At 56.1% G+C, this 25354-nt stretch carries 23 protein-coding genes; 7 read left to right on the top strand and 16 right to left on the bottom strand.

All coding sequences use genetic code 11. From position 1 onward, the window contains the following. Nucleotides 1-40 precede the first annotated feature (40 nt). The 10 genes from IEW12_RS13870 to gntR form a co-directional block, all read right to left on the bottom strand. Nucleotides 41-304, bottom strand: coding sequence for a hypothetical protein (locus IEW12_RS13870; protein WP_188566592.1), 264 nt, complete (start codon nucleotides 302-304; stop codon nucleotides 41-43). A gap of 68 nt (nucleotides 305-372) precedes the next feature. Further along, the gene (locus IEW12_RS29105) at nucleotides 373-630 is read right to left on the bottom strand and encodes a glutaredoxin domain-containing protein (protein ID WP_188566591.1); all 258 of its coding nucleotides are present in this window, start codon (nucleotides 628-630) and stop codon (nucleotides 373-375) included. 70 nt (nucleotides 631-700) lie between these two features. Continuing rightward, nucleotides 701-1111, bottom strand: coding sequence for a lactoylglutathione lyase (gene gloA, locus IEW12_RS13860; RefSeq protein ID WP_188566590.1), 411 nt, complete (start codon nucleotides 1109-1111; stop codon nucleotides 701-703). Between the two features lie 45 nt (nucleotides 1112-1156). Further along, nucleotides 1157-2119: a M48 family metallopeptidase gene (locus IEW12_RS13855; RefSeq protein ID WP_229751105.1), complete on the bottom strand. Its 963-nt coding sequence runs from the start codon at nucleotides 2117-2119 to the stop codon at nucleotides 1157-1159. Nucleotides 2120-2190: 71 nt separating this feature from the next. Beyond that, a complete protein-coding gene (locus tag IEW12_RS13850) occupies nucleotides 2191-2931 on the bottom strand; it encodes a lysophospholipid acyltransferase family protein (RefSeq protein ID WP_188566589.1) in 741 nt (246 codons plus the stop codon). Between the two features lie 44 nt (nucleotides 2932-2975). Further along, nucleotides 2976-3536: a D-glycero-beta-D-manno-heptose 1,7-bisphosphate 7-phosphatase gene (gene gmhB / locus IEW12_RS13845; protein ID WP_188566588.1), complete on the bottom strand. Its 561-nt coding sequence runs from the start codon at nucleotides 3534-3536 to the stop codon at nucleotides 2976-2978. Between the two features lie 144 nt (nucleotides 3537-3680). Continuing rightward, entirely contained in the window at nucleotides 3681-5765 is a 2085-nt protein-coding gene (gene glyS / locus IEW12_RS13840) for a glycine--tRNA ligase subunit beta (RefSeq protein WP_188566587.1), read from the bottom strand. 70 nt (nucleotides 5766-5835) lie between these two features. Next, nucleotides 5836-6756: a glycine--tRNA ligase subunit alpha gene (gene glyQ, locus IEW12_RS13835; protein WP_188566586.1), complete on the bottom strand. Its 921-nt coding sequence runs from the start codon at nucleotides 6754-6756 to the stop codon at nucleotides 5836-5838. Between the two features lie 301 nt (nucleotides 6757-7057). Further along, entirely contained in the window at nucleotides 7058-9244 is a 2187-nt protein-coding gene (locus IEW12_RS13830; RefSeq protein WP_188566585.1) for a S9 family peptidase, read from the bottom strand. A gap of 236 nt (nucleotides 9245-9480) precedes the next feature. Further along, on the bottom strand, nucleotides 9481-10530 hold the full coding sequence (gene gntR, locus IEW12_RS13825; RefSeq protein WP_188566584.1) for an HTH-type transcriptional regulator GntR: 1050 nt from the start codon (nucleotides 10528-10530) through the stop codon (nucleotides 9481-9483). A gap of 412 nt (nucleotides 10531-10942) precedes the next feature. On the opposite strand from gntR, the gene IEW12_RS13820 reads away from it, so the two are divergent. The 3 genes from IEW12_RS13820 (at nucleotide 10943) to IEW12_RS13810 (ending at nucleotide 14564) form a co-directional block, all read left to right on the top strand. Beyond that, nucleotides 10943-12295, top strand: a complete 1353-nt coding sequence (locus tag IEW12_RS13820) for a GntP family permease (RefSeq protein ID WP_188566583.1) — start codon at nucleotides 10943-10945, stop codon at nucleotides 12293-12295. A 62-nt stretch (nucleotides 12296-12357) separates the two neighbouring features. Next, on the top strand, nucleotides 12358-13896 hold the full coding sequence (gntK, locus tag IEW12_RS13815) for a gluconokinase (RefSeq protein ID WP_188566582.1): 1539 nt from the start codon (nucleotides 12358-12360) through the stop codon (nucleotides 13894-13896). 155 nt (nucleotides 13897-14051) lie between these two features. After that, a complete protein-coding gene (locus IEW12_RS13810; RefSeq protein WP_188566581.1) occupies nucleotides 14052-14564 on the top strand; it encodes a hypothetical protein in 513 nt (170 codons plus the stop codon). 144 nt (nucleotides 14565-14708) lie between these two features. On the opposite strand, the gene IEW12_RS13805 is transcribed toward IEW12_RS13810, so the two are convergent. The 5 genes from IEW12_RS13805 to IEW12_RS13785 all read right to left on the bottom strand — a co-directional run bounded on the left by IEW12_RS13805 (nucleotide 14709) and on the right by IEW12_RS13785 (nucleotide 22219). Continuing rightward, a complete protein-coding gene (locus IEW12_RS13805) occupies nucleotides 14709-15854 on the bottom strand; it encodes a hypothetical protein (protein ID WP_188566580.1) in 1146 nt (381 codons plus the stop codon). A gap of 305 nt (nucleotides 15855-16159) precedes the next feature. Further along, nucleotides 16160-18982: an ATP-binding protein gene (locus IEW12_RS13800; RefSeq protein WP_188566579.1), complete on the bottom strand. Its 2823-nt coding sequence runs from the start codon at nucleotides 18980-18982 to the stop codon at nucleotides 16160-16162. An 83-nt stretch (nucleotides 18983-19065) separates the two neighbouring features. Continuing rightward, on the bottom strand, nucleotides 19066-19842 hold the full coding sequence (locus IEW12_RS13795) for a hypothetical protein (protein ID WP_229751104.1): 777 nt from the start codon (nucleotides 19840-19842) through the stop codon (nucleotides 19066-19068). Then, nucleotides 19835-21286, bottom strand: coding sequence for a hypothetical protein (locus tag IEW12_RS13790; protein WP_229751103.1), 1452 nt, complete (start codon nucleotides 21284-21286; stop codon nucleotides 19835-19837). Before IEW12_RS13790 ends, IEW12_RS13795 begins: the two co-directional genes overlap by 8 nt. A 159-nt stretch (nucleotides 21287-21445) precedes the next feature. Then, nucleotides 21446-22219, bottom strand: coding sequence for a helix-turn-helix domain-containing protein (locus IEW12_RS13785; protein ID WP_188566578.1), 774 nt, complete (start codon nucleotides 22217-22219; stop codon nucleotides 21446-21448). A 157-nt stretch (nucleotides 22220-22376) separates the two neighbouring features. On the opposite strand from IEW12_RS13785, the gene IEW12_RS13780 reads away from it, so the two are divergent. From IEW12_RS13780 to IEW12_RS13765, 4 genes are all read left to right on the top strand, one after another. Next, nucleotides 22377-22829 (top strand): hypothetical protein, encoded by a 453-nt coding sequence (locus IEW12_RS13780; RefSeq protein ID WP_188566577.1) that lies wholly within the window; start codon nucleotides 22377-22379, stop codon nucleotides 22827-22829. A gap of 6 nt (nucleotides 22830-22835) precedes the next feature. Then, nucleotides 22836-23639, top strand: a complete 804-nt coding sequence (locus IEW12_RS13775) for a DUF2145 domain-containing protein (RefSeq protein ID WP_188566576.1) — start codon at nucleotides 22836-22838, stop codon at nucleotides 23637-23639. 90 nt (nucleotides 23640-23729) lie between these two features. Further along, on the top strand, nucleotides 23730-24260 hold the full coding sequence (gene msrA / locus IEW12_RS13770) for a peptide-methionine (S)-S-oxide reductase MsrA (protein ID WP_188566575.1): 531 nt from the start codon (nucleotides 23730-23732) through the stop codon (nucleotides 24258-24260). Then, nucleotides 24257-24697 carry an HIT family protein gene (locus IEW12_RS13765; RefSeq protein ID WP_188566574.1) on the top strand — a complete coding sequence of 147 codons (441 nt, stop codon included), beginning with the start codon at nucleotides 24257-24259 and terminating at the stop codon, nucleotides 24695-24697. Before msrA ends, IEW12_RS13765 begins: the two co-directional genes overlap by 4 nt. A gap of 3 nt (nucleotides 24698-24700) precedes the next feature. On the opposite strand, the gene pdxH is transcribed toward IEW12_RS13765, so the two are convergent. Further along, the gene (pdxH, locus tag IEW12_RS13760; protein ID WP_188566573.1) at nucleotides 24701-25336 is read right to left on the bottom strand and encodes a pyridoxamine 5'-phosphate oxidase; all 636 of its coding nucleotides are present in this window, start codon (nucleotides 25334-25336) and stop codon (nucleotides 24701-24703) included. Nucleotides 25337-25354 lie beyond the last annotated feature (18 nt).

Genomic DNA, 25354 nt, shown 5'->3' with positions numbered 1-25354 from the left:
TTATAGCCAGATGTACTCATAAGTACTCAAAAGTTGTTACTCAAAAATGGCAAAATTTGCTGCATGATCTTTCGATCGTATTTCTTAGCTTCTCTATCTCGTTCTTTTCCGCTTCATCCAATTTTTTAAGTTTTTCCGGGTCAGTTTCGTCCTTTTTCATTGCTTGGATCTTCTTAAGTTTTGCGGTGAACCCTTCGGTATAAGAATCTGGTTCGTCCAGCGGGACAGTGGTGCAGCGTTGGTAGCACACTTCAGGGCTTGTCCTCGGCTGTGCGGTAGCGTTTAAAGTTAAGAAGATGCTCATCAAAAAAAGAATTCGCATTTTATTTTGGTCCTTCTAACTGGTTAATAAATTGATGAACCCGATAATACTCATTTTGAATTGGCAAGTTGAATTAAATTAGCGTAAGCCTTTTGATCAAATTCCACAACCAATTCTGTAGAGGAAACTAGGACTGGCACGTATTTCTCACCTAACGTCTTAAAGGACTCTTCCGCTGACTTTGACTCATCTATGATTTGGTCGTTATAAGGGACTCCTGCCTGCTCGAGATAGTCTCTCGCTTTTTTACAGTGTGGGCATGTGTGAGTGCTGGGCGATGTAAAAAAGGGGTTTATTGCCGAAAGCAATAAACCCCTTTTTTACTGGCGACTCAGCGGTGACGTGCGCAACTTCATCGCAGTGAGATTACTAATCTATTCAACGCAAACCCACACCGCCGGTTTCGTTCTTGCGCTCAATCAGCTCTATCTTGTAGCCGTCAGGATCTTGTACGAAGGCAATGACGGTAGTGCCGCCCTTGACCGGCCCTGCTTCACGGGTGACATTGCCGCCCTTGGCTTTTACTGCATCGCAGGCTGCATACGCATCCGGCACAGCCAGCGCGATGTGGCCGTAGGCGGTGCCGATATCATATTGCTCCACGCCATAGTTGTAGGTCAGCTCCAGTTCTGCATGGTCGGGATTATTGCCGTAGCCGACAAAGGCCAAAGTATATTTGTATTCAGGATTGTCGGACTGACGCAGCAATCTCATGCCCAGCACCTGGGTATAGAAATCGATAGAGCGTTGCAGGTTGCCGACGCGTAGCATGGTATGCAGGATGCGCATGGTGTAACTCCGGATTGGGTTTGTGGTTGGTCGTTAATACTCGGTTCAGAAAACCGGCAGCTCCTCAGCTGCATGATGCCGTAAAGCTTGTTTGGCCTGTTCAAAATCGGGGAAGATGGATTGTACCGTAGCCCAGAACTGTGGGCTGTGGTTCATCTCCCGCAGATGCGACAATTCGTGTGCGATCACATAATCGATCAGGGTCAGCGAGAAATGGATCAATCTCCAGTTCAGCCTGATCTTGCCCTGCGAGGTACAGGAACCCCAGCGCGTGGTGGCGGCAGACAGTGACATGGACTGGTAGCTGACTCCCAGTTTCTCTGCATAGATGGGCAGGCGTTCATTAAAGATACGCTTCGCTTCCTGCTGCAGCCAGGCTTGCACGCGGTCCTTCAGTTGCTGCTCGGTCGCACCGCCCGGCAGGCAGACCGTCAATTCCCGGCTATCGCTGTCGTAACGCACCCCCGCTGCCTGCGTGGCCTGTATGCGCAAGGTAAGCTCACTGCCGAGGTAGGGCAGTTTGGCGCCGTCGTCCCAGCTCATTTTCGGTTGCAGGCGCTGGTTGCTGCGCTCGCGCCGCTCATTGAGTTTGTTCGTGATCCAGCGCTGCTTTTCGCGGATAGCCTGTTCTATGTCGGCGATGGTGACCCATTTGGGCGCGGTCATGCGCAAGCCGTCTTCATTGATCAGGAAACCGATGGTACGGCGCTTGGAGCGTTGCAGGCTGTATTCCAGCCAGTAATCCTGGATCAGGATCTGCCGTTTGTTGGATCCTGCCGGGGGACGCGGTGGCGCTGCCGGCGGGGACGGCGACCTGAGGGATATGGGTGATATTGGTAATGCAGGCGGTATCGCAGGCTTGCCGGCTTGTCCATCAAGCGTGTCCGGCGCGGATGCACCGGGCTGCAGATGCTGTGGAGGCGGCTGTACAGCCGGTGCTTCGGAAAAAAGATCCAGTTGCAGCGCAAGCTGCAGCGGTTGATGCAATAAGGGTTGTCGTGCTTTCAAGTCTCGCTTCTCTTGCTTGGTATGGATACCAGGCAGCGCAGGGACCTGGTCCCTGCTTTTTTACTGCCGTATCAATCCTGTTTATAAACATGCGGCGAAATCACGCGCATTTCGCCTTCTATCCAGGCTTCGACTTTCTGCATCATTTCCTGCGAAGTCATGTCTTCCGGATAGATGGGCTTGCCGATGGAGACCGTGATTAAGCCAGGTTTCTTGACGAAGGAATTTTTGGCCCAGCATTCGCCGGAATTCATTGCAATAGGAATCACGGGAGTCTTGGTCTCAATGGCAAGGCGCGTACCGCCACCCTTATAATACCCCTTTTCGCCAACAGGGATACGAGTGCCCTCCGGGAACATGATGATCCACTGTCCGTCTGCCAGACGCTTGCGTCCGTGCGCCACTACCTGGGCAAAAGCATCCTTGCCCTTGCTGCGGTCGATAGGGATCATGCGCAGCAGTGCGATGCCCCAACCGAAGAAGGGAATGTAGGTCAGTTCTTTCTTGAATACATACACCAGCGGGCGCGGCATGATCATCAGGTAGAAAATGGTTTCCCACGCAGACTGGTGCTTGGACAGCAGGATGGCCGGTGCGTCGATCAGGTTTTCCGTGCCCTTCAATTCATAGCGTATTCCGCAGATGACCTTGGCGGTCCAGATGACAAACACATTCCAGCGCGAGGTCCAGTAATAGCGCTTGTTGTAGGGTAGTGGCGCAAACAGGAAGCAGGCCATGGCCCAGATGATGGTGGCGATCGCCATCAGCAGCATGAATACGACGGAACGTAAAATTTGTGTGAAGCGGGTCATCGTGTCTCCGGATGGGTGGCAATAGCGCAGTAGCTGGGTTTGGTTTAAGCGGCTGCAGTCGTGCCGGATGAATGTTGCAATAATTTGTCCACCATGCCCGCCAGGTCGGCGTGAATGAGGGTGCCAGGCGGCAGGCCGCCGGTCGCTTGCGTTTTTTTGCCCTTGCCGGTCAATACCAGATGCGGAATGCAGCCGACCACGAACCCGGCCTGCAGGTCGCGCAGCGAATCACCGACGGTGGGCACGCCTTTCAGGCTGATATCGTAGCGGCGCGCAATTTCATGCAGCATGCCGGGTTTGGGTTTGCGGCAATCACAGCTCTCGTCGGCAGCATGCGGGCAGAAAAAGACGGTATCGATTTCGGCACCGACTTGCTGGGCGGCGATATGCATTTTCTGGTGGATCGCATTCAGTGTCGCCATATCGAAATACTTTCGTGCGATACCGGACTGGTTGGTAGCGACCACGACCTGATAACCGGCCTGGTTCAGCCTGGCGATCGCCTGCAGCGAACCGGGAATAGGTATCCATTCATCGGGCGATTTGATGAACTCGTCGGAGTCATGGTTGATGACGCCATCGCGATCCAGAATAATCAGTTTCATGGCTCTAGTCCCTATTGAGGCATTGAGATTGTGAGTGCAGCTTACATCATAAAACATCGCCTGTTGTTTCGGGTGAATCCGAAACGACAGGCGAGAGGATGTTGCCGCTTATGTTACGTATATTGCGTATTTTGCGTATTTCTCTTACGCCGCCAGCTTGGAGATGTCGGCTACCTGGTTCAGCATGCCGTGCAGTTCCGACAGCAATGCCAGGCGGTTGTTACGCAGTGCCAGATCTTCCGCATTGACCATGACGTCGTTGAAGAAGGTATCCACTTCCGCACGCAAGGCGGCCAGGGTTTTCAGGGCGCCGGTGAAGTCGCCTTTGGCAAATGCCGCATCAACCTTGGGTTTGACATCCGCCATAGCCTGGTACAGGGCTTTTTCCGCAGCTTCCTGCAGCAGGCCTGCCTGCACGGCGCCAGGAGTACCCTCGGCTTTTTTCAGGATATTGGTAATGCGCTTGTTGGCAGCAGCCAGCGAAGCAGATTCCGGCAAGGCAGCAAAGGCTTTCACTGCTTCCAGGCGTTCCACGATGGTGTCCAGCGTATCCGGATTCTGCGCTACTACCGCTTCCACTTCATTCTGGGCAAAGCCGCGTTCGCGCAACTGGCCGCGCAGCCTGTCCTGCAGGAAGTTCAACACTTCGGCGCTAGGATCCTTGAAGTTGGCATTGCCGGCAAACAGCTTGACGGTATCTGCCAGCAACTGGTTCAGCGACAAGCTCAGGCGTTTTTCCACCAGCATGCGCAGGATGCCCAGAGCATGGCGGCGCAGTGCGAACGGATCTTTATCGCCGGTAGGCTGCAGGCCTATGCCCCAGATGCCGACCAGGGTTTCCAGCTTGTCTGCCAGCGCAACTGCAGTGCCGGTTGCAGATGAAGGCAAATTATCGCCGGCAAAGCGCGGCTGATAGTGCTCGGAAGCGGCCAGGGCGACTTCATCATGCTCGCCGTCGTGGCGTGCATAGTAGGTGCCCATGATGCCTTGCAACTCAGGGAATTCACCAACCATGTCAGTCAGCAAATCGGCCTTGGCCAGCATGGCGCCACGCTGCGCCAGAGCGACGTCTGCATGCATTGCGGCGGCGATGCTGCCCGCCAGCGATTTGATGCGCTCCATGCGCTCTGCCTGGCTGCCCAGCTTGTTGTGATAAACCACATTGGCCAGGCCCGGCAGGCGGTCTGCCAGTTTCTTTTTCTTGTCTTGCTCAAAGAAGAATTTTGCGTCCGACAGGCGTGGACGCACAACGCGCTCATTGCCCTGGATGATGTGGCGGGGATCGCTGGTTTCCAGATTGGATACGATCAAAAAGCGCGAACGCAGCTTGCCTGCGGCATCGGTCAGCGCAAAGTATTTCTGGTTGGTCTGCATCGTCAGGATCAGGCATTCCTGCGGCACGCTCAGGAATTCGGTTTCGAAATTGCATTCATACACGACCGGCCATTCCACCAGGGCGCTGACTTCGTCCAGCAGCGATTCCGGCATCAGCACCTGGTCGCTACCGGCTTTGGCCAGCAGATCGCTGCGGATTTTTTCCTTGCGGGCAGCCACGCTGGCGATAACTTTTCCTTGTACCTGCAATGCTGCGGCGTAGTCATTCGCATGGTCGATCTTGACTTCGCCGGAGGACAGGAAGCGGTGGCCCAGCGTGATGCGGTCGCTGCTCAGGCCGAGCAAGCTCAGCGGCACGATATCGCTGCCATACAAGGCGATCATCCTGTGTACAGGACGCACGAACTGCACGGTAGAGCCGTCAGGACGCTGGTAACTCATCACTTTAGGGATGGGCAGCTTGGCGACGGAATCTTCCAGTGCGGCTTGCAGGCTGGGCGCCAGCGCGGAGCCGGGAGCGGTATAGCTATAGAAAAAGCTTTCGGCCTTGCCGTCGGCTGCGCGTTCCAGCTCGCTGACTGCCAGGTCGGGGAAGCCCAGCGCGGCTAGTTTCTTGGCCAGCGGTGCGGTTGCCTTGCCTTCTGCGTCCAGCGCCACCGATACCGGCAAGACCTTTTCACGCATCAGCTTGTCCGGCGATGTCGCACGCACATTGGTGATGGCGACCGCCAGGCGGCGCGGCGATGCATAGGAGTTGACGATGGAATCGGCTTCCAGGAAGTCGCGGCTCTTCAGGCCGTTGACGATGCCGGCGGCAAAAGCGTCGCCCAGTTTGGCCAATGCCTTAGGCGGCAGCTCTTCGGTAAATAGTTCGACTAACAGTGTTTGGTTCATATTTTTATTCAATCAGGCTGATGCTGCAATCCAGTATTCTTCAATTGGTTTCTTGCGTGACCCAGGTAGCCTAGGCAACTACCGGTGCCGCAGGCGCCGATGCCAGCATAGGGAAACCCAGCTTCTCGCGCGATTCGTAATAGGCACTGGCTACCGCGCGTGACAGGTTGCGGATGCGGCCTATGTAGGCGGCACGCTCTGTGACGGAAATGGCGCCGCGTGCATCCAGCAAATTGAAGGTATGGCCGGCTTTCAGGATTTGCTCGTAGGCAGGCAACGCCAGCGGCACTTCCAGCAGGCGCTTGGCTTCCGCTTCATAGTTGCCGAATAACGAGAACAAGAAATCGGTGTTTGCATATTCAAAATTGAAGGTCGATTGTTCAACCTCGTTTTGATGGAAAACGTCGCCGTAGCTGATGCGTGTTACTACGCCATTTTCTTCGCGCTCTGTCCAGACCAGGTCGTACACGTTTTCCACGCCTTGCAGATACATCGCCAGCCTTTCCAGGCCATAGGTGATTTCACCCAGCACAGGCTTGCAATCGAGGCCGCCGACTTGCTGGAAGTAGGTGAACTGTGTCACCTCCATGCCGTTCAGCCAGACTTCCCAGCCCAGGCCCCAGGCGCCCAGCGTCGGGTTTTCCCAGTCGTCTTCGACAAAACGCACATCATTCTGTTTCAGGTCCAGGCCCAGCGCTTCCAGCGAACCCAGATACAGGTCCAGGATGTTTTCCGGCGCCGGTTTCAGCACGACCTGGTACTGGTAATAGTGTTGCAGGCGGTTAGGGTTTTCGCCGTAGCGGCCATCCTTGGGGCGGCGTGAAGGCTGCACATAGGCAGCACGCCATGGCTCTGGGCCTATCGCACGCAAGAAGGTGCCGGTATGAGAGGTGCCTGCGCCGACTTCCATGTCATACGGTTGCAACAAGGCGCAACCCTGCGCGTCCCAGTATTCTTGTAGTTTCAGGATGATTTGTTGAAATGTAAGCATCGTATCTTTCGGGCTAGGTATTTTGTGCAGCAATTGTGCAGCAACTAAGTTTGCTAAATTTACTAAGTCGATGATTTTAGCGGTTTTTTAGCACTACAGGCGTTATACGGGCGACAAAACGATGTGAAATAGCCTATAAGCCGGCGCTGGATGGGGTGGGGAGCGAGAAAAGCCTGATTGCGGGGTGAAGACGGCGAGGAATTTGTTAGCCGGGGAGTAAATATTGTTTCAAAGAAAACAAAAATGGCCACGGGCAGGTATGCCGGCGGCCATGTTTTTTTGCACAACCAGGAGGCAATATTTATGGCTTGGGTGCCAGTTGCCGCTTGAAGAAAGCCTCTATCGTGCGATACACATGCTTTTGATTGGCCGGGCCGGAAATGCCATGCTTGGCACCCGGATAAGTCATCAGGTCAAACAGGATGCCGCGCGAAGTCAGGCCGTCTATCAATTGGGTTGAATTGCTGAACAAGACATTGTCATCAGCCATGCCATGTACTAGCAGCAGTGGTGAACGCAAGCCGCCCAGATGTGCAAACACATTGCTTTGCTGGTAACCGGCGGCGTTTTCTTTCGGGTGGCGGATGAATTGCTCGGTGTAATGGCTGTCGTACAGGCCCCAGTCAGTGACCGGCGCTACCGACACGCCGGCAGCGATCTTGTCCGATGCGGCAGACAGCAGGCGCAGGCTCATGAAGCCGCCATAGCTCCAGCCGAAGACGCCTATGCGCTTGGCATCAACAAAACTTTGCTTCGCGAGCCAGTCTATGCCGGCTACCTGATCGGCCACTTCGTGGCGGCCCAGCTCACCATAGATGACATCGGTGAAGCGGCGTTCGCGTCGGGCCGAGCCGCGATTGTCCAGCCTGAAGACCACGTAGCCTTGTTGCGCCATGTATTGATCGAACAGGCTGCCCCATTTGCGCTCCACCGTCTGCGCGCCCGGTCCGCCATAGACGACCAGAAATACCGGGTAACGCTTGCCGGCATCGAAATTGAGCGGCTTGCGCAGCGAATAGTGCAGGGTTTGCCCATCTTCCGCTGTCAGCGTGCCGAACTCAGTCGGCACATGGGCGTCTCGGAACTTCGCATAGGGATGCTGGCTGTTCAGCTCATTGTGTTCTATCCAGGTCAGCATGCTGCCGTCGGCATTGCGCAGGCTGACTTGCGGCGGTGTATCCGGATTGGACCAGGTATCGATAAAGACATTGGCTTGCCTGGAAAACTGGATGTCATGCCAGCCATCGGCCTGCGTGATGCGCTTCGGTTGCTCGGCCTTGCTGCCGTCCAGCGCCAGCGCATACACCTGCTTGTCGGTCACTGCATCGCGATTGGAGGCCACATAAGCCAGGCCGGATTTTTCATCCACTGCCAGCAGGTTGTCTATGCCCCATTCGCCTTTGGATATCGCATGCAGCAATTTGCCTTGCAAGTCATACAGGTACAGGTGCTTGCGGCCGCTGCGCTCTGAGGTCCAGATAAAGGATTTGCCGTGCTCAAGGAAGTAGGGCTTGTCCAGTACCGCAACCCAGGTCCTGGAGGTCTCGCTGATCAGCGTCTGCTGCTGCAGGTTGGTTACATCAACGGCGACCAGGTCAAGCTGTTTCTGGTCGCGCGACTGGCGCTGGTAGGTCAGGTGCTTTGCGTCGTTCATCCAGTCAGCGCGCACCAGGTAGATGTCTTTTTCTGCGCCCAGGTCGATCTGGCGTATCGCTCCGCTGTCGGGGCTGACGACGGCCAGCGCCACCTGCACATTGGCGGCGCCCGCATATGGATAGCGCTGCTCTATGACTTCGGTATGGTTGGCATAGATTTCAAAGCGCTTGACGTTCGGAACCTGGCTTTCGTCGAAGCGCTTGAAAGCAATCTGGCTATCGTCCGGGGCCCACCAGTAGCCGCTGGTTTGCGCCATTTCTTCCTGCGCGACAAACTCCGCTTCCGCGTTATGTATCGTGCCGCCGCCGTCCTTGGTCAACTGGCTTTCCTTGCCGGAGGCCAGGTTGAATACAAACAGATTCTGGTCGCGCACAAAAGACACATAGCGGCCTTTTGGAGATATCTTTGCATCCAGTACATTGCCGGAGGCGATCTTGCGCGCCTTGTCCGTATGCGCCAGATCTATCAGGTAGAGGTCGCCGGCCAGCGGTACCAGGATCTGCTTGCCGTCCGGCGACCAGCTATAGCTGATGATGCCGCGCAGGCCGGCAGTACGCTCGCGTTCACGGCGTGCCTTTTCCTGGTCGGACAATTCCTCATTTGCCTGCAATAGCTTGGAATCGACCAGCATGCGGGTGCTCTTGTCATGCACGTTGAATTCCCACAGATCCAACTGGAACTGGTCGTTCTCCCGTCCGCGCAGGAAAGTCACACGGGCGCCATCAGGCGATACCTTCAGGCCGCGCGGCGCAGGGCCGGCCAGGCTGGTACTCCCGTAAATGTTTTCTATGCTGAGCTTTTCTGCATGGGAGGGGAGGGCGGTCAGTGTCATAAGCAGTACCGGAGTAGAAATGCGTAAAAATTGCACAAGAAAACGCGGAAACAAGCGCATGGGATTATTCCTAAATCATACCGCAGCAGCGGATCACGCAATGGCGGCTATCAACAGAGTGGGGTAAACGGCAGATAAATTGCCTGAAAGCACAGGACGATAGCAGAGATTGCCGGGTTTTGCGATAGATGGCGCCTGGGTGGGAGCTGTCTACGATGGACGCGTATAGATCCGGTTCAAGTACTCTCGCGCACTGCAAGTTCGAAGCCCAGGTCGATGCGGGTTTTGGCAGGTTCTTCGCCTTTCAGTACCTGCACCAGCATTTGTGCTGCCTGGTAGCCTACCTGGTAGCGCGGGGTCACGATGGCGGTAATCGCCGGTGATGCGCAGGCAGCCCATGGCAGGTCATTGAAACCGGCGATCGCCATTTGCTGTGGCACTTTCAGCCCACGCCGCTGGCATTCAAACAAGGCGCCCAGCGCCAGGTCATCGTTGCAGCAGAATATGGCATCGCAATCCGGGTATTGCTGCAGCAGGCTGGACAGCAGGCTGGCGCCCATTGCCACATTGGTCGGCGACGGCAGCATGACTTCCACGTTCGGGTCCAGGCCCGCTTCCATCAAACCTTTGCGGAAACCTTCGCGCCGTTTCATCACGCGTGGATCGAGTTGCGCGGCAAGGAAGCCTGGACGCTTGTAGCCCTGCGCCACCATATGCTGCGCGATCGCGTAGCCAGCCTTTTTTTGCGAGAAGCCTACCGTCATATCGCGGCTGCTGGGGCTGAGGTCAAACATCCTTACCGCTGGAATATGGTTGGCCGCCAGTTGCAGCCTTGCTTCTTCCTGCTGCTCCACGCCGGTGAGCAGGAAACCGTCCGGCGCATGCCGCATATAGGTGGATATCAGCTGCGTTTCCCTGTCCGGCGAATAGCCGGTCTCACCGATCAGGAACTGGTAGCCGGCCTGCCCCAGGCAATCGCGTATGCCGGTCAAGGTATCGATGAACACCATATTGGTCAGCGACGGCACGATGACGGCGATGACATTGGATTTGGCGGAGGCCAGCGTACTGGCGGCCTGGTTGGGTACATAGCCCAGTTTCTTGATTGCAGCGCTGATGCGGGCATGCGCCTCTTTCTGCACCAGTGTTGGTGTTTTCAACGCACGCGACACCGTCATGGCGCTGACACCGGCTTCCTGGGCAACATCGGTAATCGTAACGCGGCCAGTAGCGCGGCTGGCTTTGACTGGCTGGGGCTTGATGGAGGCGGTGTTTTTCTTAGTCATGCGGATGTGATGGTTTTGACCAGGCCTGCTCGATACTCTGTTGCTGCCTGCGATTTCTCTTGCATCATACTACGCGAAGCTTGCCTGGGCACACTGTTCCTTATGCTAAATGCCGGTTTATGCTGCATAGCAGCGTATGAAAATGTTTGACAGCTTAAAAATGTTAGCGTTATCATTGGTGCGTAATGTTAGCGCTATCATTGAATCTGTACGGTAGTATGCCCGGATACACTGAATTATCTTTAACGCCGGCATCGCTTTAAAAACCGCGCGCGGTATTCGGACCGTTGAGCGTGTACAAGAAAATACAACACTTAAAATACAACACTACGTAGAGAGTGATTTTTGTCGGCTTGCTCCTGAGGACATTTCTGCAGGAGCTTGTCCGCCCCTACAAACAGGAGACAGTCCCATGTTCGGCCTCAGTCCAGAAGCTACGCTATTACTGAATGCATTCATTGCAGTCATTGTCTTGATCCTCATGATTACGCGCATGCGCATCCATCCTTTTATCGCGCTGACGATCACGTCCGGATTTTTGGGCCTGATCTGCGGCATGCCCTTGCCGCAGATCGTCAAATCCTTCCAGGATGGTTTTGGCGGTGTGCTGGGTTTTGTCGGCGTCGTTCTCGGCCTCGGCACTATGCTGGGCAAGATGATGGCGGAATCCGGCGGCGCGGACCAGATTGCGCAGACGCTGGTACGCGCCTTCGGCAAGGAAAAAGTGCACTGGGCAATGATGCTGGGTGCCTTCCTGGTGGGCATCCCTCTGTTTTTTGAAATCGGCTTTGTATTGCTGGTGCCGCTGGTCTTCATCGTTGCCCGCCGCGCCGGTGTTTCCATGCTCAAGGTCGGCATTCCCATGTTGGCCAGCCTGTCTGTCATGCATGGCCTGGTGCCGCCGCATCCCGGCCCGCTGCTGGCGATAGGGATCTTCGGAGCCGATATCGGTAAAACTATTTTCTACGGCCTGATCATAGGCTTTCCGACAGTCGTGATTGCAGGTCCGCTGTTTGGCTCCTTCATTTCCAAATATGTGCTGGTCAATCCTTCCGATCAGTTGCTGGGGCAGTTGGCGCACCAGTCGTCCGACAAGGAATTGCCGGGTTTCGGCATCACGCTGGTGACCGTATTACTGCCGGTATTCCTGATGCTGCTAAAAACCTTCGTCGACGTCAATCTGCCTGACGGCCACCACATCCGGGTGCTGATGGATTTCATCGGCAATCCTATCGTTGCCCTGCTCGCTGCGGTATTGCTGTCCATGTATACTTTCGGCACGGCGCGTGGCTTCACCAGGCAGCAGGTACTGCGTTTCTTTGACCAAAGCCTGGCGCCGACAGCGGCTATCGTGCTGATCATTGGCGCCGGCGGCGGCTTCAAGCAAATGCTGGTCAATAGCGGCGTAGGTACGGCAATCGGGCAGATGGCGGTGCATGCGCAGATTTCGCCCCTGTTGCTGGCATGGCTGGTGGCCGGTGTGATCCGTATAGCAACCGGCTCGGCAACCGTAGCGACGATTACCGGTGCGGGGATTGTGGCACCGCTGGTGACCCTGATACCCGGCACCAACCGAGAATTGCTGGTGCTGGCAACCGGTGCCGGCTCGCTGATTTTCTCGCACGTGAACGATGCCGGCTTCTGGCTGGTGAAAGAGTATTTCAACATGAGCATCAGTGAAACTTTCAAGACCTGGAGTGCGATGGAGACCATCATCTCGGTAGTCGCAATTGTATTTATCATGCTGCTCAATGCTGTGATTTGAGGGTGGCGTATTAAGTGATAAAAAGCGATGAAAAGTGATGGATAAGGTAGCAAGGAATAATCATGGCTGACTACATGCTGGGTGTGGATATCGGCACCACGAGTACCAAGGCAGTACTGTTCACCCACGCCGGTGCAATAGTGGCCCAGCATGCGGTCGAGTATCCGCTGATAGGCGACATACCCGGCATGGCGGAGCAAGATCCGGTGCAGATCTATGCTGCAGTGCTGTCCACGATACAGCAGGCGGTGAAGCTGGCCGGGGCCGGCGCGGAAGAGATCAGCCTGGTGTCTTTCAGTGCGGCCATGCATAGCCTGATACTGGTGGATGCAGAGGGAAACCTGCTCAGCAACAGCATCACCTGGGCCGATAACCGCGCCAGTGCCTGGGCAAACCGCGTACGCGACGAAATGGGTGGGCACGACATCTATCTGCGCACCGGCACGCCCATTCATCCTATGTCTCCGCTGTGCAAGCTGGTCTGGCTGCGCCATGAGCACGCAGATTTGTTTGGCCGTGCGGCACGCTTTGTCGGCGTCAAGGAGTACGTGTTCTTCAAACTGCTCGGCCAGTGGATGGTGGATTATTCGATCGCATCAGCCACCGGCCTGTTCAACCTGCAGCAACTGGACTGGGACCAGGATGCGTTGGAACTGGCAGGCGTGGCCGCGCATCAGTTGTCCACACTGGTACCTACCACGCATCATATACAGGGTTTGGCGGCAGACGTCGCCGGGCAACTGGGCCTGTCTCCAGACACGCCGTTTGTGCTCGGCGCGAATGATGGCGTTCTGTCCAATCTTGGGGTCAATGCGATACAGCCGGGGCAGGTGGCTGTCACGATAGGTACTTCAGGCGCAATGCGTACCGTGGTTGATCATCCGGTGACCAGCCCTTCCGGCAGTACCTTTTGCTATGCGCTGACCGACAAGCACTGGGTCATCGGCGGCCCTGTGAACAACGGCGGCAATATCTTCAAATGGGTACGCGATGAACTGGCTACGGCTGAAGCGGAACAGGCGCGCCAAGCGGGCCTTGACCCTTACGAAGCGCTGACGCGGATCGCCGCCGCAGTTTCGCCGGGCGCAGAGGGACTCTTGTTCCATCCTTATCTGGCGGGCGAGCGGGCGCCCTTGTGGAACGCCGATCTGCGAGGTTCTTATTTTGGACTGGCCAGCCACCATGGCAAGCCGCACATGATACGGGCTGCGCTGGAAGGCGTGATCTTCAATCTTTACAGTATCTTGCCGGAAGTGGAAAAACTGATAGGCCCTACCCAGCAGATGATGGCAACCGGTGGATTTGCCAAGTCGGCCTTGTGGAGGCAAATGATGGCGGATATTTTCGACCGCGAAGTGGTGGTGCCGGAAAGCGTGGAATCTTCCTGCCTGGGCGCCGCGGTGCTGGGCCTGTTTGCGCTGGGGAAGATCAGTTCACTGGATGAAATTTCGGCGATGGTAGGCGCGACGCATAAACACGTGCCCGTGGCGGACAATGTCGCGGTGTATGCGCGCTTGCGTCCCATCTTCCTGGCGATACCGCGCAAGCTGCAGCAAGAGTATAAGGAACTGGCTGAATTCCAGAGGCAGGCCAAAAGCTGAAATTGCAAAGACTAGTAATTTAGTGTTGTCGTTACAAGACTAAACATTTACTCCTGGGCAATTGGAGATACAATTCAGACTTTTCAAGTATCTTGTGACAAAATCAAGGAAGCCCGATTTTTTGCAAGCCAAATCCTGAATTCTGCGAGCCAGCCATGCCGAACAAAATCCGATTTGCTATTGCCTTGCTATTCACAGGACTGTCCCTGGCAGCCGCTGCAGATGAGGTACCCAAGCTCAGTTCCACCGCAAAGGATTTTGTTTCAAAGGGGGCGCTGCAGGTGCTTAAGGCTTGCGATCTGCCGAAAGGCGTTTGCGGAAAATCGCGATTCACGGTCACCAGCGAGTCCGGCGGCGAAAGCAATGATGCCAAGGGCGTGACCAGGCAAATGCGGCTGGACGGCCTGGAGCTGGAAATGAATTATCCGGTCACCAACCCCCGTAAATTCTATCTGTCGCAAGTCAGCCTCAGCGGCGGGCAATGGAAGATACCGCGCGGCCTGGATCTCGGCAGCAATACCGCCAAAGTCAAATCGGTGCTGGGGCAGCCCAGCTACCTGAATGACGATTGCTATGAATACGTGTACGAAGAGAAGCAGAGCGGCGCCAGCCTGTGCTTCAAGGAAGATAAGCTGATCAAGATAGTCTGGGACCAGTTTATCGACTAAGAAGACGTTTCAACATGACCGTGGCGTTGTTGTCGCTCCTTGCCGCTCATTGCCGTAGGCGTACTGTCTTCGTCGCTACTCCTAGCCACGCTCATGTTGAAACATCTTCCAAGTACTTCCTGGATCGAGTCCGCTGCTGGCAGCCTATGGCGTTACCAGCCCATCCATCCGCACCACCTCAAAATTGGAGCCACGCACGCTGCCCAGTTCGCTGACCAGCTTGTCATTGTTCCAGCGCGCATCCGGCGCTCCGCTGATGTACCAATTTGATCCGTTGTCGGCAACGATCATCCCATAGGTTTTCAATGCCTGCAGTATGACCTTGGTGTCGTTGCTGAAGCTGGCCGGAATCGCATAGCCGGCTTTCAGGCGCACCCGCATGCCCATAGGCGGCAAGCTGGCATCAGTGCTGCTGGACGCTGCATGCGTGGCTGGCGGCACGTAAGCGTTGCGGCTCCTTTGTACCGTAAAGCGCAGTGCATGCGCGATCACGCCGGCAGCTACCTCATCATAGCGTGCCAGCCCGGGAAAGATAGGCAAGCCCGCCGCATCGGCGCTGGTCCAGCCGGCCTTGGCTGTTGGGCGCACATTGTTTGAATCCAGGTGGAATACTGCGCCGCTATCGGCCTTCCAGCTACCATCGGCATTCGGGATCGCGTTGTACAGTTCATACAGGCGGTTGGCGCTGCGATCCAGCACCAGCACATGGCGGTCGCCGCTAAAGGCCGCGCCGTTGCTGGGCTGGCCTTCTATGGGCGCATTTGCCGGGATAGGGTAAGGGCCGGCATCGCTTTCATCGCCATAGGCCTGGAAGTTGACCGCCACTTTGGCTTGCGTGGAATCAACCACAGTGTAGGGGATGCCTATAGGTGCGCCTGCATACAGGCCCGAACCGAAATCGGGATGCAGGCCGGTATTCAAGCCTATGCTGGCGATGATTGCGTTGGACGCGGGATCTACCGGCGCCGAAGAAATATTCAGATTCCATGCATTATCGGACGGGAAGGGGATAGCGCCATGCAGGCTGGCGCCGACGCCCAGGTCCGCTTTCAGGATGCTGCCGTAGGTGCTGGTGCCCGGTGTTGACGGTGCATCTGGCGTGGTAGGTGTTGTCGGGGTTGTGGCCGGCGGCGCTGTTGTTCCTGTGCCGGGCGCTGCTGAACCGCCACCTCCGCATGCGCTCAGGGTGATGGCCCCCAGGGCCATGACTGTGCAGTAGATAATGCTGTAGGCGGATTTGGCGATAGCTGTGTTCGCCAGCTTATTGCTGCTGAGTCGAAACTCATTCATGTGTCCCCTCCTGAATGGGCGTCATCTTTCATGGATAGAAAAAGCCCGGCTTTGAATATGAACTTTAATGTCAATTTTTTAAGCCGGAGCACACCGCCTGGAAAGACGGGCTAAGTTGTCGGTACTTTGCCTGTAGTGCAGCGCAAACCGAAAAATATTTACACTCGGTAACAAAATCAGAAGCAAGGACGTGGGCAGACAGGGGCTGGACTGCGCTGAATGGCGGATGCCGGAAAAACAAAAAGCCGGGACAAAGCCCGGCTTTTTCTATTGCATAAGTGGTTTATATGTAAGTCCTATGCGGGCTAAGCGCGTTCCTTCTGTTTTTCCACCTTGCGCTGCAGCACGAAGATAGGCTGCGCCCATTCCGTGTCCTTTTTCTTTTTGCTGGTGATCAGCGTCAATTCTGAAGGATCGTAGACGTCGGTATTGTGCGTCAACGGCGTCGTCATCAGGTATTGCGCGTCGGTGTTCTTCAGGAATTCGCCAACCAGCTGGATGTTGCGGATATCCAAGTGGGCAAAAGGTTCATCGATGAACACAAAGCCGCCGGAGCCGTCTTCCGACTTCAGCAAGCCTATCAGCAGTATTAATGACTTCATCACTTGCTGGCCGCCGGAAGCTTCACCATCGTTCATGCCGATAGGTCCCTTGCCGTCAAACTTGAAGCGCACATGCAGGCCGGCTTGCGCCAACTGGATGTCGTCGTTTTCCAGCTTGACCGGGTCGGTGTGTACTTCGATGCCGGCCAACTCGCCCAATTGCTTGATGTTGCGGCTATACGATTTGATCGTAAAGCGCAGCCTGTCCATGTAGGCGGCGCGGGCATTGATCGTGGCTTCCATCGCGCGGTTGTTCTGGTAGCGGCGATCATCGGTTTCCGCCTGGCGGCCTTGCAGCAGTGCATTCAGGCGCACATACTGGTCCACCACGGTAGAGTCAGTCTCCCAGTCATCGCGCGCCAGGTTATTACCCAGGCTGCGTATGCGCAGTTCAATCTGATGCGCGTTTTCGTGCTCATCAACCAGTTCCTGCCTGTGCTTGCTGCGCTTCCAGTTCGTCGGCAGCGTATGCCAGGTCTGGCGCATGTTTTGCAAGGTTTCAAAATGCGATTTGCGTTCTTCTGCATGGCGCTTTTCTGAACCGCGCAATGCCGCTTCAGCATCGGCGATAGAAGCCTTGGCCTGCTCCCATTTGACGTGGCTGATGGAACGCTGCTCGGTAGCCGATTTCAGCAAAGGCGCGATCTCGCCCAGCCTGCTGCCTACTTCGATGCGCTGCTGCTTCAACGGTTGCGCATTGCGTGTGGCTTCTTCAAATTCTGGATGGCGCGCGTTCAGTTCCTTGGCTGCATCGACACCGGCCAGGCGGGTTTTCAGCGTGCTGATTTCACCGGCAAGTCTGCTGATCTTCATCGTCAACTGGTCTTCCTGAGACTGCAGGCGCGGCATGGCCCTTTGCAGCGCTTCCAGCCTTTGCGAACGGCCGGCATTGCCGAAGCGGTAGCGTGCAGCTTCCACGAACAGCGAGCGGCCGCCGCGTCTTTCGCCATGGTAGGCGTCTGGCGTAATCCATTCCTGCGCCTTCAGCTTGATGCCTGCATCAATGGATTCCACCATCTGTATGCGCTGCAATTGCTCTATCAGCCAACCCGGTGCGGGCGCGCTGAAGCTGACAACCGACAACAGGCTCTGGTCCTTGACGACAGGAGCGCTGACGCGGTCCGGCACGATGAAATGGCCGTAGCGCTGTTTCTCGCCGACGCGGTAGGCGGCCGATGCATCGGAAGCCTTGTCCAGCAAGATCACCGAGGTAAATCCGCGCAGCACGCCTTCAACAGCACCCTGCCATTTGGCTTCGGTTACTTCAACGATTTCCGGCAGCATCGTGTGTGCAATGCCGGCATCGCTTAGCGCGCGGCGCATGGTCCTGACGTTTTCCGGATCCGGCAATGCGGCCTTGCCCTGCAGTGCAGAGATGGTGGCCTGGTCGGCGCTGATGCGGGTGCTGAGGGTGTCGCGTTCCTGCTTCAGGCGCGACAGCTCTTCTTCTTTCTTTTCCAGGTCTTCTGCAACATTGGCAACGTCGGCATCGGCTTCTGCCGCCAGTTTTTGCAGGCGGGCTTTTTGCTCCAGCAGGCTTTCTTGCGGTTTCAGCTTGCTGTTGATCTGCTGCAGGCGCTCGCGCAGTTGCGATTCTTCTGTTTCCAGCGAGGCTTCGTGTTGCTGTGCATTGCTGAGCTGCTGCGCCTTTTGCGCCAGCTCGTTACGCTTTTCAGACAATGCGGCGTCCTGCGTTTGCAAAGAGCGCTTGGTGCCGCGTATCGCGTGGCTGATTGCTGCCGCTTTTTCCAGGGACTCATGGTATTGCAGCGTCGGCAGGATTTCTTCCTGCAGATCGCGTTTTTCCTTGTTCAGGCTTTCCCACTGGTGGTAGTTGGCTACGCGCAGGCGCAGGCCTTCCAGATTGGTCTTTGCGCCTTCCAGCTCGGTCTCAAAACGCTGCAGTTCGGTTTCCGTATCGCGCTGATGGCGCTTCGCGTCATCATAGGCATCCAGCACTTCCTTGTCGCCGAACACCTGGAACACCAGATCCAGCAACTGGCGCGGCGCATATTCGCACAGCTTGTCGGTTTCGCCCTGTTCCAGTGCCAGTACCTTGCCCATCGCGCTGGACAGGCCGGCATGCGACAGGCGCTTGCGGTAGGTTTCCACGCCCAGCCAGTCATTGGCTTCCTGCACATCTTCAATCTCGACTACGCCGCTGCGCATCAGGTAGTGGCGCTTCCAGTCGCCGCCGTTTTTCTGTATCTGGCAAAACAGCGTCACTTCATCTTCATACAGGCCGGACAAGCGGAAAGGGCGGTTCGAGATCTGCGGCCCTACCGCGCTGTTGTCCACCACTGCGCGTATCCACGCAGTCTGCTGGCCGGAGTGGCGCGCATAGTGCTTGTAGGAGCGACCCATTGAGCATTCCAGCCCGAACAGCGTGCGCAAGGCATCCAGCAGCGTCGTCTTGCCGGAACCGTTCTGGCCGGCGATCGTAATGATCTTCGCATCCAGCGGGATGTTCTTGATGCGCTGCCAGTAGTCCCAGTGGACGAGTTCTAAGGATTTGATGTGAAACATGATTGATTTCTTTTTCCTGGAGGCTGCCGCGCTGATATTGTCTTTGCCGCAGTACCTTGGTTATTTTGTCTCTGTGGCTACGCTTATTCTTCTACCGCGGCGCTGCCTGTAATGCTTCCTGCATCCACGATTTCGGAAGCAGGTTCAGGAACAGGTTCTGGAACAACTTGAGGTGCTACTTGAGGCGCAACCTGATGTGCAACTTCGGGCGTTGCAATCACGGCGCCAGTTCGCGGCACGGGGATATGGAAGATGTCCGCCAGTGCGCCGTTGATGATCCTGTCTTTCAGCGTATCGGTATCCATCAACAAATCCAGCAAGGGGCCTTCGGTGATGAATTCGCCTTTGCGTTCGATGAAGCCGAAGCGTGCCAATTGGCCCAGGTTCATGTCCATGCGGGTTTTCTTGCCCAGTTTGTCGCCGAAATCGGCCAGCAGCGTGCGGTAAGAAATGCCGATGGACGTGTCCTCGGCGCGCGGCATTGGTTTTTCCTTGCCGAACATATCGTTCTGGTTTTCTTCTGCCAGCTGATGCGCTTCTTGCCGTTCGCGCTTGGGCAGAATGATCAAGGCCCACAGCACCACCAGCAAGGCGACGCCGTCGCGTGCCAGGCCAAAATTATTGTTTTGCCAGGTATCCTTGACGCCGAAAATCTTCGGCTCTGTATCGCGGGTAAAAGCCAGCGTCACATGGTCCGCATAGACGTTGTCCATAAACTTCATGCCGCAAGCCAGCAGGCGGGCATCCACCTCGGCGCGGAACAATTCATCGGACAGCGCACGCTTCACCAGCTTGTCTTCGCGGCGCAGGGTTTGATGCGCAAGCAGGCGCGCAATCAGGATCTGGGAATCTTCATTCATAGTCTTGCTCTACACTTTCATCGGCGGCTTGTTTGCCGCTGTCATTATTTTCTGTTGCCGTCGCAGGTTCTGCTGCCTCACTGAGAGTCGCCTTGGAGGCCTTGGTTTTGCCTGTTTTTGCGGGCTTGGCTGGCGCATGCACTTGCTTCGGGTCTATCGCCGTCAGCGTTGCCACCGAGATCGCGGCGACATGGTCGTCCTTGACCTTCTGCATCTTGTCCTTGCTGGAAAATACCAGCGGCAGGCGAGCCAGGTCGGCGGTTGCGCCCTGCAAGGCCGACTCGTTGGCGTCGCCCAGCAAGGGCAACAACGAGGCACGGTAAGAAGCAATCGCGAAACTGGCGGGCAGCAGCACGTCCTGCAGCGAAGCCGGCTTGTCACGGGCATCGGTGCTGGTCAGCACGCTCAGCCAGGTATCCAGCTCCAGCAAGGCATCCTGGTCGTCTTTTTCTATTTCCGGTGCATTTTCACCTGCGGGCAGGCTGCCCAGCACCGCAGAAACGCGAGTGGCCAGCAGTTCGCTTTCTGCCACGTCTATCATTTCTGACGGGGTGATGAACAGTGGCGTGATCGGGTTGGACATGGCGTCTGTCGCCAGGGCAGCCAGGTCATCCTGTTGCAACAGCCAGGTCTTGATATCGGTGGTGGACAAGCCGGATTGGCCCAGGTGCACGCGCTGGCGCTCAATCTGGTTCAATGCGCGTGAGAACATGCCCTGCATGTTCAACAGTGCACTTTGCGCCCGGCCTATCGCCTGCGCAGCCTTGTGCGTGGCAGAGTCGGCCCGGCTGTCGTTGGTAATCGCGTGGATGATTTCAGAACCTTTTTCCACCCAGTCGCAAGCGGTATGCCATTTTTGCTGCGCGGCGCGCAACTGGAATTCGGAACCGGATGCGATCGCATCGCTGAATTCTTCGGTGAGTTCGATCAGGCGGCCCAGCAAGTGATGCAATTGCTCCACCGAGACGCCACCGACTGCCTGTGCACCGGCGACCTGGCTCAGCATATAGCTCATTTCGGCCTGGTCTTCCTGCTCGTTGACTTGCAGCAGGCTCTCTATTGCCGCCAGCACATTGCGAGCGATGGGCGAGATGCGGTACACGGACTGGGTTGCATCCCAGATCAGCAAACCGGTGGAACGCAGGCGCGACAATACCGTCTCCAGGCTGTCTGCTTCCATATAGCCGAGTTTGGTATTGATATCGGCGCGCGTCAGCGATGGCGATTGCACATCCGCCGCCAGTTCGCGCAGCACCAGCAGGCGCATCAAGACGCCATTGAAACCGCCGTGGAAAAGCGCAGTGAAAGCCTGCAGCAGCGGCTGCGCGCGCTTGAGGTGGAATACCTGGGCTACATCATCGGGGGAGATACCGGGTTTGAAAAAAGACTGTAAAGCATGTTCATCGTCGTTCTGATTGACGGCGTCGTCGTGAATATTCTGCATGCGCGCATTTTACCCGAAAACAGCTCTGTTCCGGGCTCCGGAGTGGCTAAGTAGATGAATTCATTGAGGAATTCTGCAACAGCAGGTTTGCCTTTCTTGCAGCATGTTTGTGTCAATAAATGCAATGACCGGCAGCCGGGCAAACCTGTTTCGGGGGAATTACAGTCTTTTCGCCTTGTTTTCGGTGTATTTGTCGATGTAGTCCTTGCGCACCAGGTCCTTGAACTGCTTCGGCAGCCAAGGGCGGGCGGCCAGCATGAAGCTGATCCTGTGCTTTTCTTCAAACGGCAGTTTGGAATCTTCCTGGTGCTGTTCCGAAAATTCACGGGCGACCTGTTTCAGGCGATTTAGCAAAGCAGCAACAGATTGCCTGGAAAGCATCACATTGATCAGGCGCATCAGCTCATGTTCGCCATCGAAATTGGATTCCAGGTATTCCGCATAGGCCTGGTCACGGAAGCTGCTTTGTATGGGGCCGTTCGGTATCCAGCGGAAAGTGCGCGATACCAGTAGCTTGACCCGGTTATTCGGCAACAGCTCCAGAAAACCTATCTTGTCCAGCCGCAACAGGTGGCGCACGACTTCGACCTCGCTGATGTCATAGATCTTGATGATCTGCTCTACCGTGAGCAGGTTCAGCACAGAAACAGAGACGATGAATTTCTTCGGATCGCTGATGATTTCCTTTTCCTGGTCATAGGTCAGTTCCGAGATCAGGGTTTCTTCATTGGTGGTCAGCGCCAGGTCGCGCAGGCTGATTTCGGTTGCCTGCAGGATTTCGTCCAACCTTTGCAGCGTGAAATTTTTCTGCGAAAACATCCTTTTGACACTGGCTTCCGACATGTCAATGCGGGCGGCAAGATCCGCATAAGTGATGTCCCGCGCCTTCAGTTCGCGCTTCAGGACATCCACAAGATTAGAGGCTTTTGGCATGAAGAATTCCCGGGATTGTAAAAAAGTATTAAAAAATGATACACCAAGAGACTCCAGTTGCGACTATTTGTGTAGTTATTGATCACATGCCGATGTGCTCTGATAATGCGCTCCAGAGATAAGGCTCCTGCCTATCTTCATCAAAGGAGAGACAAAAATGAGACACGCTATCGTTACTTCCGGTAACTCCGACGCTCTTGGCATTTATGGCAAGTACGGCAAACAAGTCCTGGCGGCCTGCCTGTTCGCAAGCTTTATGGCAGGCAATGCCCAGGCCAATGATTGCGCTTCCTGCCAGGCTTCGGGCTTGTCCACCTTTGTGGTGGTGGGCGGCACCATGTCCGTGGTCGCTGCGTCGGGCACTGTGGTGATCGAGAGCGTAGAAAAAGTCGCCGACGGCGTTGTCATCGTCTTCAGGGGCGCTTCCGAGGCAGGCAAGGCTTCACTCAAATTTACCGGCACTGTGCTGGGCGGCGCTTCGCTGGCGGCCGGCACCGTCGTGGAAACCGTTGCCATGTCCACCGGCACGATGCTGATGGTGTCGGGGCAGGCGCTGGCCTTTATCCCGAACCAGGTCGGCGCCAGCCTGTTCCATCAATCCAGGGTGTAAGCCGCCATGAAAGCCGCCGCCCTCGTACGCTCATTTCTTGCCGCATCGCTGTTGCTGGCGGTTTCCGCTGCCAGCCATGCGGGCAGGTCTTGCGAACCCTATCAGCCCAATGCCAATACCGTGATGAAGGCGATGGAGTTGGCGCTAAAAACCCGGCAAGCGCTGGATGACAGCGGCGCCCAGGTCGCGTTCATCGCCAGGGTAGGACAGGATTTGTCCAAATACCATCTGCGCTATTCGCATATGGGGATTGCCTGGCGCGATCACCCGGCGGGGCGCTGGATAGTCGTGCATGAGCTGAACCAGTGCGGCACGGCAGAGTCTGTACTGTTCAATGAGGGCCTGGGCAATTTTTTCATGGACGACATGTTTGCGTTTGAAACTTTGCTGGTAGTGCCGGATCCGGCGGTACAGCAAAAGATGGTTGGCTTGCTGGGCAGCGATGCACCTAAGCGCCTGCATACGCAGCGCTACAACATGTTGTCCTATCCGTTTTCCGACAGCTATCAGAATTCCAATCAGTGGGTCTTGGAAATGTTGGCGGCAGCAAGTGCAAAGGATGCCGACATAGCCAGCCGCAGCCAGGCACAGGCCTGGCTGAAGATGACCGGCTATCACGCCAGCACGATAGAAATTCCCGCGCTGACGAGGCTGGGCGCGCGTATGTTCAAGGCCAATGTAGCCTTTGACGACCAGCCTTTTGACCGGCGCATGGCGGGTCACATCGATACGGTGACGGTTGATTCAGTAGTGCAGTTTTTGGAGGCCAGGAAACTGGAAACCGGCAAGCAGGTGGTGGTCTACCCCTGATTGCCTGTTAGCAGGAACGGCAAAGGCAGAGCTCGCTCTGCCATGGGAATTTGCCGCAGTGAGTGTAGAAAATCAACAAGGAGTGATGCAATGGCAACAGAGTTGGCGACATTGGGAGGCGGCTGCTTTTGGTGCACCGAGGCCGTATTTCAGCAGATACGCGGAGTGAAAAGTGTGGAGCCCGGCTATACAGGTGGAGATACCCCGGACCCCAGTTATGAACAAGTGTGCGAAGGCGATACCGGCCATGCGGAAGTGATACGCCTGCATTTTGATCCCAGCATTATCAGTTACAGGGAATTGCTGAAGATATTTTTTACTATCCACGACCCGACGACGCTGGATCGCCAGGGCAATGACATAGGCTCGCAATATCGTTCCGTCGTTTATTTTCATACAGTGGAGCAGCAGGCGATGGCTCTTCAGATGATGGGTGAGATGGCAAAGCTGTGGGACGATCCCATTGTGACCGAATTGAGCGCCGCTCCCATTTTTTATCCGGCGGAAGACTATCACCAAAATTATTTCAAGATGAACAGCCAGCAGCGCTACTGCGCTCTAGTGGTTGCGCCTAAGGTGGAGAAGGCCAGGAAGTATTTTGCCGGGAAGCTGGTGGCATGATGCGCCTGCGTCCAACCGTTTTCGAGCGCATCATCCGCGGTGAATTGCCTTGCGCCAAGGTCTATGAAGATGAACACGTGTTTGCCTTCATGGATGCCGGACAATTAAACCCCGGCCATGTGCTGGTCGCCACCAGGAAGCCCTATGTCACGCTGATGGAAACGGATGAAGAGACTGCAGTGGCAATGATGCGCGCAGCCAGGATGATTGCCAGGGCGGTACAGGCGCAATTCCAGCCTGACGGCATGACCATCCTGCAGGCCAATGAGTTAGCTGGCTGGCAGACCGTGCCGCATTGCCATCTGCATGTGTTGCCGCGTTATATTGATGATGGCGTGGGTCTGGTCTGGCCGCGCAAGGAGCCTGGCATGCAGGCCCTGTTGCAGTATGCGGAAAAGATCAGGGCGTCAAGCGAGATGCCCGTGTTGCAGGAATAAAAATCAGGGCTGCAGGCGGCTCAGGGACCAGCTGCCATCCGCATTGCGGGTATACACGATGCGGTCATGCAGCCTTGAACTGCGGCCCTGCCAGAATTCCAGCCTGTCCGGCACCAGCCGGTAGCCGCCCCAGTGTTCCGGACGTGGCGGCTGTTCGCCGTATTGAGCGACGACCTCGGCCAGTTTCGCTTCCAGCGCTGCGCGGTTTGGCACTGGCCGGCTTTGCTCCGATGCCAGCGCGCTTTGCCTGCTGCCCAGCGGGCGGCTGTTGAAATAGGCATCGCTCTCCTGCACAGTAAGCCGCTCCACCTTGCCTTCTATCCTGACCTGGCGCTCCAGTTGCACCCAATGAAACAGCAAGGCGGCATACGGGTTGCCAGCCAGTTCATCACCCTTCTTGCTGTCGTAATTGGTAAACCAGCAAAAACCGCGCTGGTCGAACTCCTTGATCAGTACGATACGCGATGAAGGGCGGCCATTGTGGTCGGCGGTTGCCAGGCTCATTGCATTTGGCTCCGGCACATCGGCTTGCGTTGCCTGCTCGAACCAGCGCGCAAACTGTGATACCGGATCTTTATCCACTTCGGTTTCAGACAGCGTCGCTTGCTTGTAGTCTTTGCGTAAATCGGCCAAACTCATTCTTTATCCTTTTATTTT

Source organism: Parundibacterium terreum, from assembly GCF_014636315.1.
GTDB lineage: Bacteria > Pseudomonadota > Gammaproteobacteria > Burkholderiales > Burkholderiaceae_D > Undibacterium > Undibacterium terreum.
This window is presented reverse-complemented; position numbering and strand designations above follow the sequence as displayed.